The 12,605-nt window shown below is 59.8% G+C and carries 12 protein-coding genes; 8 read left to right on the top strand and 4 right to left on the bottom strand.

Annotated features, from left to right (window positions below; genetic code table 11):
• Positions 1-2: 2 nt before the first annotated feature.
• The 6 genes from flgK to DESPR_RS09180 all read left to right on the top strand — a co-directional run bounded on the left by flgK (position 3) and on the right by DESPR_RS09180 (position 4,876).
• A complete protein-coding gene (gene flgK / locus DESPR_RS09205) occupies positions 3-1,400 on the top strand; it encodes a flagellar hook-associated protein FlgK (RefSeq protein ID WP_015724535.1) in 1,398 nt (465 codons plus the stop codon).
• 8 nt (positions 1,401-1,408) lie between these two features.
• Positions 1,409-2,287, top strand: a complete 879-nt coding sequence (gene flgL, locus DESPR_RS09200) for a flagellar hook-associated protein FlgL (protein WP_015724534.1) — start codon at positions 1,409-1,411, stop codon at positions 2,285-2,287.
• A gap of 215 nt (positions 2,288-2,502) precedes the next feature.
• Positions 2,503-3,390, top strand: a complete 888-nt coding sequence (locus DESPR_RS09195; RefSeq protein WP_043770998.1) for a bifunctional 5,10-methylenetetrahydrofolate dehydrogenase/5,10-methenyltetrahydrofolate cyclohydrolase — start codon at positions 2,503-2,505, stop codon at positions 3,388-3,390.
• Positions 3,391-3,413: 23 nt separating this feature from the next.
• Complete coding sequence (locus DESPR_RS09190; RefSeq protein ID WP_043769910.1) at positions 3,414-3,608, top strand: hypothetical protein; 195 nt, start codon at positions 3,414-3,416, stop codon at positions 3,606-3,608.
• Positions 3,595-3,804, top strand: a complete 210-nt coding sequence (locus DESPR_RS18490; RefSeq protein WP_043769907.1) for a hypothetical protein — start codon at positions 3,595-3,597, stop codon at positions 3,802-3,804. The genes DESPR_RS09190 and DESPR_RS18490 overlap by 14 nt, the downstream gene beginning before the upstream one ends.
• 55 nt (positions 3,805-3,859) lie before the next feature.
• Positions 3,860-4,876, top strand: a complete 1,017-nt coding sequence (locus DESPR_RS09180) for a phospholipase A (protein ID WP_015724531.1) — start codon at positions 3,860-3,862, stop codon at positions 4,874-4,876.
• Between the two features lie 182 nt (positions 4,877-5,058).
• Here DESPR_RS09180 and DESPR_RS09175 read toward each other — a convergent pair whose 3' ends face one another.
• From DESPR_RS09175 to DESPR_RS09160, 4 genes are all read right to left on the bottom strand, one after another.
• On the bottom strand, positions 5,059-5,805 hold the full coding sequence (locus tag DESPR_RS09175; RefSeq protein ID WP_015724530.1) for an SAM-dependent methyltransferase: 747 nt from the start codon (positions 5,803-5,805) through the stop codon (positions 5,059-5,061).
• Positions 5,806-6,019: 214 nt separating this feature from the next.
• Entirely contained in the window at positions 6,020-6,736 is a 717-nt protein-coding gene (locus tag DESPR_RS17890; RefSeq protein ID WP_015724529.1) for an FkbM family methyltransferase, read from the bottom strand.
• 237 nt (positions 6,737-6,973) lie between these two features.
• A complete protein-coding gene (locus DESPR_RS09165) occupies positions 6,974-8,362 on the bottom strand; it encodes a sigma-54-dependent transcriptional regulator (RefSeq protein WP_015724528.1) in 1,389 nt (462 codons plus the stop codon).
• An 11-nt stretch (positions 8,363-8,373) separates the two neighbouring features.
• Positions 8,374-9,237 (bottom strand): PHP domain-containing protein, encoded by an 864-nt coding sequence (locus DESPR_RS09160; protein ID WP_015724527.1) that lies wholly within the window; start codon positions 9,235-9,237, stop codon positions 8,374-8,376.
• Between the two features lie 181 nt (positions 9,238-9,418).
• On the opposite strand from DESPR_RS09160, the gene DESPR_RS09155 reads away from it, so the two are divergent.
• Both DESPR_RS09155 and DESPR_RS09150 read left to right on the top strand, forming a co-directional pair.
• A complete protein-coding gene (locus DESPR_RS09155; protein WP_015724526.1) occupies positions 9,419-10,231 on the top strand; it encodes a CbbQ/NirQ/NorQ/GpvN family protein in 813 nt (270 codons plus the stop codon).
• Between the two features lie 5 nt (positions 10,232-10,236).
• Positions 10,237-12,495: a nitric oxide reductase activation protein NorD gene (locus tag DESPR_RS09150; protein ID WP_015724525.1), complete on the top strand. Its 2,259-nt coding sequence runs from the start codon at positions 10,237-10,239 to the stop codon at positions 12,493-12,495.
• The last annotated feature ends 110 nt before the right edge of the window (positions 12,496-12,605 follow it).

Below are 12,605 nucleotides of genomic sequence, written 5' to 3'. Positions count from 1 at the left end.
CCGTGGGCAGCCTGATCACGTCCCTCTACACCGGGGCCAGCGGCATATTCACCAGCCAGACGGCCATCCAGGTCACAGGCAACAACATCACCAATGCCGCCACCGAGGGATACTCGCGGCAGACCGCCCATGTCACCAGTTCGACCCCGTTGACCCAGGGGGGGCTGACCTATGGGACCGGCAGCGCGGTGGATGCCATTGATCGGGCCAACGACGCTTTCATCACCAGGCAATTGATGGCCCAGAGCGCCACCTACGGCCAATACGAGGCGGCCAGCACGCCGCTGGCGGACATCGAGCGGATTCTGGACATCGGCGATACGGGCCTTGCCAGTGCCATCGACAGTTTTTTCGATGCCTGGGAAGAGCTGAGCACCAACCCTTCCGGGGTGGCCGAACGGCAGCAGGTTGTCCAGGAGGCAGCTGATCTGGCATACCACTGCAATCAGATCGCACAACAGCTCGATGAGGTGGTCAGCGGCATCAACACCAGCATCGAATCGGCCATTCCGGACCTCAACGATCAGTTGCGGCAGATCGCCGACCTCAACCAATCGATCATGCGGACCGAACTGGCCGGCGGCGACGCCAACACCCTGCGCGACCAGCGCGACCTGTTGGTGCAGCAGGCGAGTGAAACCTGCGGCGCCGCCGCCTATACCGACGACAACGGCATGGTGTGCCTGCAACTGCAAAACGGCCTGCCGCTGGTGACCGGCAATGTCGCCGCCTCGTTCTCCACCGCCCAGGTCGACGGTCTGACCCAGATCAGCCTGACCAGCGCCGGAACCACGTTCAGTCTCGATGATCAGGACTTCGGCGGCGCATTGAAGGGATGGCTTGAAGTGCGCGACGTCACGCTTCCCGAGCTGCACAGTGACCTCGACCGGCTGGCCTACACCATCGCCACCGATGTCAACGATCTGATTTCGACCATGGGCGGTCTCGATCAGAACGGCAACGCGGCCATTGCCCTGTTTTCCCTGGTCGCTCCCACCAACCCCTTGGCCAATGCCTGGGACGGGGCGGCGGCCTCCATCGCCGCCGCTTTCGACGATCCGACCCTGATCGCCGCCGGCATCACCGGGACCACGGCTGACAACAGCCTTTGCCTGGAAATCGCCGCCCTGCGCGATACCACAAGCATCAACGGCGCGACCTATGCCGAGGAATATGCGCGGATCGCGGCCAATGCCGGCCTGTTGGTGAGCAGCAACGAACAACTGCTCAGCTCCAGTGGCGATCTGCTGGATGCGCTCAACTCCAAACGCGATGCCGTCTCCGGCGTGTCCACCGACGAGGAGATGGTGCTGCTGATTCAGTATCAGGCCGGGTATGAAGCGGCCTCCAACTACATTTCCGTGGTCAAGGAAATGCTCGACACTCTCTTGCGCATGTGAGATTCGCCATGATCATCACCCGAGACGCCACCGCCTATCGCTCCCTACAGACCAATCTGGGCAAAACCTCCACCATCCTTAACGAACTGTATGTCACCTCCTCGACCGGTACGGCGGTGGCCAAGGCTTCGGACAACCCTTCCTCGGTCGGGTCGATCCTCGGCTGCCGTTCGGATATCGTCAAGGGCGAACGTTATGTGGAAAACTGCAAGCATGTCCAGGATAGTCTCGCCAATGCGGAGATCTCCATCGACTCGATCGAGGGCCTGATGACCCGGGCCAAGGAGATCGCCGTGGCCGGAGCCAACGACAGCCTGTCCACCGCGGACAAGGCCACCCTGGCCGACGAGATCAGCCAGCTGTACCAGGAACTGCTCGACCTGGCCAATACCCAGATCTCCGGCAAATACATCTTTGCCGGGTACAACGATCAGACCGTGCCTTTTTCCGGTTCGCCGGTCACCTACAACGGCACCGGCGACCAGCAGATGATCGAGATCAGTCCCGGCACCACGGTGGCCAAGAATATCACCGGCGACGACCTGTTCATGAGTCCGATCAACCTGTTCACCACCCTGGAGGATTTGCAGACCGCGCTGACCAGCGGCAGCAGCGCCGATGTTTCCGCCATGCTGACCCCGCTGGAGGCGGCGGCGGAACAGGTCCGCGCCCAGCAGAGCGCGCTTGGCAACACCAGTGCCCGTATGGACGACATGATCAGTATGCATGAGAATGCGCTCTTGTTGCTCAAGACCACGCTTTCCCGTCACCAGGACGCCGATCTCACCGAAGTGCTTGCCGAAATCGCCAAGATGGAAACCTCGTTGGAAGCCACCATGCAGGTCACGGCCCGGGTTTCGTCGCTCAGTCTGATGGACTACCTGTAATCCCCCCGTTTACCAGGACAGCGTGGTGGATGGTGCCGATTGGCCGGTGCTGTTCCCGGCAGGTTCCCTGGCGCACATCGCGGGCAAAGATGGTGCACGGATCGGTGAATTTCCCAGTCTCACCTTGAAAAAATCAACCGTTGTGCTAGGTTGTGTGTTTTAAACACGACCGGGCCGTTGGCCCCCTGATTGAATTTTTCCCGCGCTATTGCATCATGCCTGCACAGATCATCAGCGGTAGTGAAACCGCCAAGGCCATTCGCGAAGAGATCGCCGCCGAAGTTGCCCGCCTCAAAACCGCCCATGGGCTGGTACCCGGGCTGGTGACCATCCTGGTCGGCGAGGACCCTGCCTCCCAATCCTACGTGGCCGCCAAGAACAAGACCGCCCATGCCTTGGGCATCCATTCCGAGCAGGTGACCCTGCCCGCCGCCACCAGCGAGGCCGAACTGCTGGGCATTGTTGCTGACTACAACCGCAATCCGGCTATCCACGGCATTCTGGTGCAACTGCCCCTGCCGCGCCACATCGACGAGGCCAAGGTGTTGTTCGCCATCGATCCGGACAAGGATGTGGACGGCTTTCACCCGGTCAACGTCGGCAAGATGATGCTCGGCGAACGCTGCTTCCTGCCCTGCACCCCGCATGGCATCCTCGAACTGTTGCAGCGCTCCGGCACCGAAACCTCGGGCGCCGAGGTGGTGGTGGTCGGCCGCTCCAACATCGTCGGCAAGCCGATCGCCAACCTGATGCTGCAGAAGCGGGCCGGCGGCAACGCCACGGTGACCATCTGCCATACCCGCACCCGCGACATGGCCTTCCACACCCGCCGTGCCGACATCCTGATCGTGGCCGCCGGGGTGGCCAAGATGATTAAGGGCGATCAGATCAAGGAGGGCGCGGTAATTATCGATGTCGGCGTCAACCGCATTGGTCAAACGGAGAGCGGCAAGGCCCTCCTCGCCGGTGATGTCGATTTCGATTCGGTGGTCGGCAAGGCCGGCGCCATTACCCCGGTGCCCGGCGGCGTCGGCCCGATGACCATCACCATGCTGATGAAAAACACCCTCCAGGCCGCCAAGCAGGCGGCGGGGATCGAGTAGGCAATCCACGGGGGCGCGGTGCCATGGATGAACAAAAAAAGGTGTGCAACACCTGCGGCGGCAGCGGCGAGATCGGATATTTTCAGGGCGAGAGCCGGTTTTTCATTACCCGCGAGGAATGCCCGGCCTGCTGCGGCGTGGGCTATGTGATCGACGAGGAACCGGCGGCGGGCACCGATGCCCTGGAAAACACGGATGGCGACCATGAAGAATGCTGAAATCAACACCACCGATGTTTGGGAAATGCTTGGGGCGCTGGAAGAGGATCAGCCCTTTCAGGTGCTGGCGCAGCTTTTTGCCCGCTACGAGCAGCGGCGGGAGCTGCATCCGGATGACCCGGAAGCCGCGATCTTTTTCCAGACCTTGCGCACCATCCTCGCCCAGGTCCAATCCTGCAACCTCAACCGGCGCTGAGGTTTTTCCGGACAATGGCTTTGCTTGTTTCGTTTCCACCATCAGGATGTTCCTTATGAGATCTCTTGCTTTTTCCCTGAGTGCAGCCGGAACCGCTGCCTTGATCGTTTTCCTCTCCACTGCCGGCTTGGCCGATGCCAATGCGCTGGACGAATGCGTGCAGAGCAAGCTGGCCACGGCCGATGACAGTGTCACCGTCGGCGACCTGCGTCGGCAGTGTCTGCAAAACGCGGTCGGTGTCGAGCGCGGCCTCCCCGACCGCAAAGGCGCGGTGGAACAGCGGCTGGAAGCGGAAAAGAAGAACGTGCTCCGGCCGTTCAGCATCATGCCACACCGGCCCAATTACATCCTGCCGGGAGCGTGGAATTCAAAGGGCTACAATGCCGAGCACCATCGCAAGGCCAACGGCGACAGCACCTATGATTTCGATTCGGTGGAAGCCCAGTTCCAGATCAGCATCAAGACGCCGCTGGTGGTGGGACTGTTCGACGATTCCACCGACATCTTTGCCGCCTACACCAACCACAGCTTCTGGCAGGTCTACAACGACGACATTTCCGCGGCCTTCCGCGAAACCAACCACGAGCCGGAGATTTGGGTGCAGTTCAACCCCCGCTGGGAACTACTGGGCATCGTCAATGCCAGCAATTCGTTTGGCATCAACCACCAATCCAACGGCCAGAGCAGCGCCCTGTCGCGCAGTTGGAACCGGCTGTTCGCCTCCCTGGTGTTTGAATACGGCAACCTCGGGTTCATCGCCACCCCCTGGTACCGCATCCCGGAGAGCGAAGGCGACGACGACAACCCGGATATCACCAAGTACATGGGACATTACGAACTCGGCGCCACCTACAAGTGGGACGACCACACCTTCAGCCTGATGACCCGCAACGCCCTGGAGTCCAACTACCACCGCGGTTCGTTCCAGTTCAGCTGGAGTTTTCCCATGGGCGATTGGCCCTTCCTGCGCGGCTATGTGCAGTATTACAACGGCTATGGCGAAAGCCTGGTCGATTATGACCAGTATGTCAACCGGGTGGGCGTCGGGCTGTCACTGACCGACTGGCTGTGAGGTTGCAAACCGTCTAGCCGACCTCGTCGGACTTCCTGCGGCCTGCGAACGGCAGTGATGGAGGGAGGGGAAAGACGTGTATGGAAACGGTTGGATGGGTAATACGTATACTGTCCCTGTAATTTTCCTACTGTCCCTGTAATTTTCCCAGCTGGTGACGATCCTCTGGGTGCGCCAACGCATCAGCGGGGCATCAGCGCGAACACACCCCAGCCCAGGTATTCACGCGTGTAAGCGGCGTAGCGCTCGGGTTCCGAGGTCAGTTGGGCTCGAACCTCCTGGGCTAACTCGTCGTCTGGGTTGGCTTCAAGCCATCGGCGCATGGTGAGCCATTTGGCCGCCTCGTATCTGTCCCAACCGTCCTGGTCAGCCAGAACCATTTCAACGACGTCGTAGCCAAGGTGGCCGAAAGACGCGAGCAGTTCCGGAAGCAGGAGAAAGTCGGAGATTGCGCCAGCAAGACAGCCCTTGGCAACATCGTCCGTCGGCGGTACCTGCCGCCAGTAGGGCTCGCCGATAAGGATGATTCCTCCGGTGCGCAGGCTCCGCTGCAGCAGCTCGATGGTACCAGCGACTCCCCCGCCGATCCACGTGGCACCGACACAAGCGGCCAAATCGACCTTCTCGTCAGCGACATAGCCGGCAGCATCGCCATGGATGAACGTGACTTGATCGGCGACGCCGAGTTCTAGAGCACGGTGTTTCGCGTGCTCGGTGAACAAGTGGCTCATGTCGATACCGGTGCCGATGATGCCGCGATCGCGTGCCCAGGTGCACAGCATCTCCCCTGAACCGCTGCCGAGGTCGAGCACTCGGGCCCCCGATTCCAGACGCAACGCCGCGCCGAGAGTGGCGAGTTTTTCGGGTGTGATCGGGTTGTGGATGCGGTGAGCACTTTCAGTGATGTTGAATATCCGTGGGATGTCCATTGTGAAATATTTCCTTCCAAATGTGAATAGATTTGGTCAAGGGCTTAACGTCCGGCCACCGGACTCGCGTCGTTTGCGGGGTCCGGATGGAGATAGTTATTATAAATGTATTTTTTCTTTTTCCCAGAGGACCATAAAGGCATTTCAGTGCGCCCCCGCATCCCAGGTGGTGTGGGGATGGTAGAAGAGAAACCCGCCCTTACCCGATTATGCATTACCTGTCGAGATGTTCGCGAATTTTTTTAGATATGAAGATCGCATCGCATTGATTCCATTGCATGCTTCTTAAACCAGACTCATCAGGATCATAGATCCCAATTTTTATCTGCTCCAAGGAGTACAATGTGTAACCATATTCTTCAAGATGTCGCCATAGTTCCCATAATAACGGTTGGTCCTTGTATTTTTTTACAAATACAGCTTCGACAAGGATCACTTTTACCAAGCCGGAACTAAGCAGATTCTTTGCTCCTATAAGTGCAGAGAGTTCAGCACCCTGAAGGTCTAATTTCAACAAATCCAGAGCCGTTATCCCTCTACATGCACATTCTTCATCAAGGGTAACAACATCAACAAAAGTTCCCCCTTCAAGAACGGCATCTTTGGGAAAATATTGCTTTGATTTTGCTTCTGGCCTTTGTAGCAGAGAATTTGTAGACGAATATGGCCCTCTAAAAAATTCAGCTGTTCCCTTTTCAGACCCTATCGCTGCATTCACAATTTCAACATTCGAAATAGAGTCCAAATTCATTTTTGCTTTAGCGAAAGAGTCTCTATCCGGTTCAAATGACAAAATATTAGATGGTTGTAAACTGGTTATTATTTCACGAGAAAAATGCCCGTGATGACAGCCACCATCAATCACCCAAGAGTCGGAGTATGGATTAGGACAAAGGTCGATAAGTTGCTTTATTAAATCCAATAATATCATTTGTTCACACATCTTTAATTGACTTGAAAAGAATATCTATCTACTAAACTGCACTCCGTGAAATGGCTGTAATTCATGACAGTCACCTCATCGATTGGGTAAAAACGTCCGAATATTTCTTGATGCAACGGATTATTGACTCTCTTTGGCTGCAAGATGGGGCGCACCAGAGGAACCGGTCGTGGCCGTGAGAGGATAATGTCGAACCGCAAACTGCCGCAGGCAGCAACGCAACGATCACCGCTTCCGCCGCTGCAAATTGTACTTCTTCATCTTGTACTGCAGCAGGCTCTTGGTGATGCCCAACTGCTCGGCGGCCCGGGCTTGAACATAAAAATTGTCGTCCAGGGCCTTGCGCACCAGCTTCTCCTCGATGCCGTTGAGCACCTCGGCCAGGCTCAGGTTGTCCGGAATGAACTGATTGATTTCCAGGGTGTTGCTCCATTCGTGGGCCGTGGTCAGTTCGCTTGAATCAGGTTGAACGTCGCCGGCCTCGATCTTGTCGCCGTTGCAGAGGATGGCGGCCCGCTCGATGGTGTTCTCCAATTCGCGCACGTTGCCTTCCCACGGCAGACTGACCAACAGCCGCAGAGCCTCGGGCGAGATGTCGAGGTTCCTTCCCAGGTTGCGGCTGTTTTTTTCGATAAAATGGGTCACCAGGGCTGGAATGTCGTCGACCCGTTCGCGCAGGGGGGCGAGGTGGATGTGGATGACGTTGAGCCGGTAGTAGAGATCCTCGCGGAAATGCCCCTTGTCGACCTCGTCCTTGAGGTCCTTGTTGGTGGCCGCCAGGATGCGCACGTCGACATGCTGGGTGACCGAACCGCCCACCCGCTCGAAGCTCTTGTCCTGCAAGACCCGCAGCAGTTTGGCCTGCAACGGCTGCGGCATCTCGCCGATTTCATCCAAGAACAGGGTGCCGGTGTCGGCCAGCTCGAACCGCCCCTTGCGCATGACCACCGCGTCGGTGAAGGCCCCTTTCTCGTGACCGAACAGCTCACTTTCCAGCAGATGCTCGGACAGGGCCGCGCAGTTGACCGAGATGAAGGGCGCGTCCTTGCGCGGACTGAGGTTGTGGATGGCCCGGGCCACCAGCTCCTTGCCGGTGCCCGACTCGCCGGTGATCAGCACCGAGGAAGGCGTGGGCGCCACCTTTTCGATCAGCTGGTAGACGGCGCGCATCGACGGGCTCTTGCCGATCATGCCGCCGAATCCGGAGCGCGGCGTGGCCTCGGCGCGCAGCCGCCGAATCTCGCGGATCAGGCCGTAGTGCTCGATCGCCTTGGTGACGCTGGCCAGCAGTTGGGTATTGGAAAAAGGTTTGGCCAGGTAGGTGAAGGCCCCGAGCCGCATGGCCTCAACCGCCTTTTCCACCTCGGCATAGGCGGTGATGAGAATCACCGGCAGTTCGCGGTTGTACTCCTTGATCTTGCCCAGGAATTCGATCCCGTCCATGCCCGGCATCTTCATGTCGGACAGCACCAGGTCGAGGTCGGTGCTGTAAACAATGGGCAGACCGGCCAGGCCGCTGTCGGCGGTGAAGACCTCGTAGCCCTCATCCTTGAGCAGTTCAGAGAGAACGATCTGATAGTTGGGTTCGTCGTCAACGACTAAAATGGTATGCATGGCGGTTCACTTCAGGAAAGAGATGAGCGTTTTTGCTTGTCGATGCGGGCAATGACCGCCTCCAGCAGGGCGCAGGGCGGGCAGAAGCCGTTGGCCCGGTTGGCCAGGCGATGGGCGGGACGGGTCATGCCGTGGAAATCGCTGCCCCCGGTGGCCAGCAGTTCCAGTTCTGCGGCGAGGGTCTTGAGTTTCTTCATCGTTTTACGAGTGTGGGTCGGATAGTAGATTTCGATGCCGTCGAGCCCGCGCAAGGCGAGCTCGCGGATCAGGGGCGGTTGCAGCCGCATCTCCGAATCCAATTGGCCGGGATGGGCCAGCACCGCCACGCCGCCCACCCGATGGATCATGTCGATGGCCTCGGTGGCGGAGTAGCTGAAACGGCCTTCCCAGGCCGGTTTGTTGCGGCCGAGATAGAGGCGGAAGGCGGCTTCGAAACTGTCGACCACCCCCTTGGCCACCAGCAGGCGGGCGATGTGGGGGCGGCCGGTCTGGCCGCAGCGGGAAATTTCCTGGATTTCCTCGGCGGTGATGTCGATGCCGAGGCCGCGCAGCTTGTCGAGGATGATGGCGTTGCGCCGTTCCCGGCCTTGTTGCAGGGGCAGCAGCCAGCGATGCAGCTGGGGATCGTCGGCGTCGATGCCATAGCCGAGAATGTGCAGGGTGTGTTGGCGCAGGGTGGTGCTGATCTCCACCCCGGTGAGGACACTCAGCCCGGCTTGCTCGCCCAGACGCTTGACCTCGGCCACTCCCTCGACCGTATCGTGGTCGGTGAGAGCCAGCCCCGAAATCCCATTGGCCACGGCCAATTCGATCAGCTCGGCCGGTGTGGAACTGCCATCGGAATAGACGGAATGGGTATGGAGATCGATGCACATACTGTCAAGACCAAGGTCGGTGTCTGCGCTCGCGGAGGATGAAAGAGGGGCGCCGGGTATGTGGGCAATGTACTCATGGCCCCGCCTTTGCGCAATAAGCAAATGAAATCGCCGGAAAAGCACGCTTGTCAACCGTGCGCGGCCGTCTTATTGTTGGCAGAAAACAACTGCGGAGAACCCCATGCCAGGACGACAACTGCGAATCGACGAATACCGCATCGAACAAGAACCCTATTATCTGCCCACCGGCGACGAGCTGGCCATTGCCGACGCCGCCTATCACGACGGCTCGCCGCTGTTGCTCAAAGGCCCCACTGGCTGCGGTAAGACCCGTTTCATGCAGTACCTGGCCTGGCGGCTGCAACGGCCGCTGGTGACGGTCTCCTGTCACGACGACCTCTCCACCTCCGACCTGGTCGGCCGCTATCTGATCCGGGCCGGCGAGGCGGTGTGGACCGACGGTCCGCTGACTATGGCCGTCCGGGCCGGGGCCATCTGCTATCTAGACGAGATTGTCGAGGCGCGCAAGGACACCACCGTGGTCATTCATCCCTTGGCCGACGACCGGCGGCAACTGCCGATCGAAAAACGCGGCGAACTGCTGACCGCGCCGGCCGAATTCATGCTGGCGGTCTCCTACAACCCCGGTTACCAGAGCGTGCTCAAGGACCTCAAGGCCTCGACCCGCCAGCGATTCATTGCCCTGTCCTTCGATTATCCCGATCCCGAGCGGGAGATGGAGATTGTCTGCCGGGAAGGGCGGCTGGGGATGGAGATCGCCAAGCCACTGGTCAAGCTGGCCGCCATGACCCGCGGCCTCAAGGATTCGGGGCTGGCCGAGGGCGCCTCGACCCGGCTCTTGATTCAGACCGGCAAGCTGATCGGCCGGGGCATCCCCATCAAGACCGCCTGCCGCGCCGCCATCAGCGAGGCCCTGACCGACGACCGTGAACTGCTGGCGGCCATGGACGAGATGATCAGTTCGTTGTTCTGAAAGCGATGGATCTGGAAACGCTCAAGGAAAAATTCTACCGCATGGTGGCCCCCAGCCTACCCAACGAGTGGGACGTGGAGGAGGCGCTCAGCGGACTGGCCACCGACGAAGCGGAATATGTGGAGGATATTTTCGCGCAGATTCCCGCCATCTGGCCGGTGTCGCATTCGCTCTGCTTTGCCTATTTGTCCGCCGCTGGCCCGGCGTTGTGCTGCCTGAAGGCGGATGAGTTGTCAATATGGGTCCACACCCTGCTCGATCGGTACGAGACCGAGGGGCTGCGAGGGGCGCAACAGTTCATGGAGAACGTGGAGCAGCACTTTGTCTGCCACCGCCGGGGCGAGGGCAGTTTGCGGCTGATCGACGTCCGCCCCCGGTTGCAACCCTATGTCAACGGCTTGGCCGGACGCGAATTGCCCCTGATCGGCGCGGCCGATGCCTCCACCGACGCCGAATCCATCTATCTGCCCAGCGAGGTCGGTCTGTTTGCCGAGCATGGGGAAAATTTCCTGCTCTACAAACTGATGGCCAGCTTCCAGTGGGCCAGTCTCCAGGCCGGCACCTATGCGGCCCCCCAGCATCTGCCGTTGCGCAAGAAAGGAGCGCATCCGCTCGACTGTTTTTTTTCCGAGTTCAGCCAGCCCGCCAATGCGCGCTGCCTCTATCATTTCTTTGAAACCGGGCGGCTGTTGGCTTTCCTGCGCCAGGAGCTGCCGGGATTGATGCGCGAGGCAGGACCGCTGCTGGCCCGGCTACCGATGGCTGCCGACGAGGCCGGCACCCCCAATCTGCTTGAGCGGCTGCAACTGGAGTTTCTCCGCGGTATCCGCACCGAGCCGGGCCGGTTGCCGGTGGATGATCGGGCCATGGCCCTGCTCAAGGGGTGCGAGCAGCACACGGCCGACAACGTGGCCAGCTTGGAAGCGGTTCGTGAACTGATGCCGCTACTGGCCCCGGACGACAACTTCGACCAGACCAGCCCGTTGATTTTTCAGGGTACCCTGCGGTTGCAGGAGATGCGCAATCTGGGGTTGAAACAGAAGATGGACAAGGAATTGCGGATGATGCAGAGCGTGCACGTCCAGCTGCCGCAGGGAAAGAACAAGACCGCCGCCGACGAGCACAATCCCGACGGCACCTCGGGCCAGCAGGGACAGGACATTGCCCTGATCATGGACGTGGAAAACTCCTGGGAACAGTTGAGCCCGTTCATCCAGTCCCAGATGCAGCCGTTCGACATCAGCGAAGCGGTTCAGGAAAGCAGCCGACAGGATCAGCAACATCAGACCCCCACCAGAACCAGTGAACAGGGAAACAGCGCCAGCGAAGGCCAGCCGGGCAAGGTGTTCACCCTCGGTCGTCAGGGGGGCGGGGCGGGCGGGCAGGAGAGCGTCGAACCGGTGGTGTATGACGAATGGGATTACCGCCGCAAGGGGTTTCGCAAGAACTGGTGCGTGGTCCTGGAACGGGAGCTTCAGCCGGTGCGCAACGATTTCATCGAGCACACCCTCAAGCAGTACCGGGGGCAGATTCGCCGTCTGCGCCATCAGTTCGAGTTGCTGCAGACCAGCGAACGGTTCGTCCGCAGGCAGCGGGAGGGCAACGACATCGATCTTGACGCCCTGGTCGAATCCCTGGCCGACAACGCCGCCGGCCGGCCGCCATCGGACCGGGTGTTCATCCGCCTGGCCCGGGATCAGCGCGATATCGCGGTCACCTTTCTGGTCGACATGTCCAACTCCACCAGCGGTTGGGTCGGCCAATCGATCAAGGAGGCCCTGGTGCTGATCTGCGAAGCCATGGAGGTCCTCAACGACCGCTACGCCATCTACGGTTTTTCCGGCATGCGGCGGCTGCGCTGTGAGATTTTTCCGGTCAAACGCATGGAGGAGCGCTACTCCCAAGGAGTGCGACAACGGATCAGCGCCATCGGTCCCCGCGAGTACACCCGCATGGCCCCGGCCATTCGCCACATGACCTCGATGTTTGCCGGAGTGGAGGCCAAGATCCGCCTGCTGATCGTGCTCTCCGACGGCAAGCCCGAGGATTATGACGACTACAAGGGCGACTACGCCATCGAGGACACCCGCCACGCCCTGCTTGAAGCCAAGGCAAAGGGCATTCATCCCTTCTGCATCACCATCGACCGTCAGGCCCACGAGTACATGAACCACATGTACGGCGAGGTCAACTACATCTTCATCGACAAGGTCAACCAACTGCCGGCACGGATGCCGGAAATCTATCGCGCCCTCACCAGCTGACCGGCCGATGGGGCCGAATGAATCCGCGCCATTGTCCTCGGTGTGTCCGCTTTTTGCTTGAAGCGGCGTGGCCCATGCGGTTTAACCAGAAGCTGGTCGGTTCGTGCATA

Origin of the sequence: Desulfobulbus propionicus DSM 2032, from assembly GCF_000186885.1 — a bacterium.
GTDB lineage: Bacteria > Desulfobacterota > Desulfobulbia > Desulfobulbales > Desulfobulbaceae > Desulfobulbus > Desulfobulbus propionicus.
Note: the sequence above shows the minus strand (reverse complement) of the source record. Positions and strands in the feature narration are given on the sequence as shown.

Excerpts from the sequence above, each read along its gene's own strand:
- DESPR_RS09165 (WP_015724528.1), bottom strand. The coding sequence starts at position 8,362 with ATGCATACCATTTTAGTCGTTGACGACGAACCCAACTATCAGATCGTT.
- DESPR_RS09175 (WP_015724530.1), bottom strand. The coding sequence starts at position 5,805 with ATGGACATCCCACGGATATTCAACATCACTGAAAGTGCTCACCGCATC.
- DESPR_RS09155 (WP_015724526.1), top strand. The coding sequence starts at position 9,419 with ATGCCAGGACGACAACTGCGAATCGACGAATACCGCATCGAACAAGAA.
- DESPR_RS18490 (WP_043769907.1), top strand. The coding sequence starts at position 3,595 with ATGAAGAATGCTGAAATCAACACCACCGATGTTTGGGAAATGCTTGGG.
- DESPR_RS17890 (WP_015724529.1), bottom strand. The coding sequence starts at position 6,736 with ATGATATTATTGGATTTAATAAAGCAACTTATCGACCTTTGTCCTAAT.
- flgL (WP_015724534.1), top strand. The coding sequence starts at position 1,409 with ATGATCATCACCCGAGACGCCACCGCCTATCGCTCCCTACAGACCAAT.
- DESPR_RS09195 (WP_043770998.1), top strand. The coding sequence starts at position 2,503 with ATGCCTGCACAGATCATCAGCGGTAGTGAAACCGCCAAGGCCATTCGC.
- DESPR_RS09150 (WP_015724525.1), top strand. The coding sequence starts at position 10,237 with ATGGATCTGGAAACGCTCAAGGAAAAATTCTACCGCATGGTGGCCCCC.
- DESPR_RS09190 (WP_043769910.1), top strand. The coding sequence starts at position 3,414 with ATGGATGAACAAAAAAAGGTGTGCAACACCTGCGGCGGCAGCGGCGAG.
- DESPR_RS09160 (WP_015724527.1), bottom strand. The coding sequence starts at position 9,237 with ATGTGCATCGATCTCCATACCCATTCCGTCTATTCCGATGGCAGTTCC.
- DESPR_RS09180 (WP_015724531.1), top strand. The coding sequence starts at position 3,860 with ATGAGATCTCTTGCTTTTTCCCTGAGTGCAGCCGGAACCGCTGCCTTG.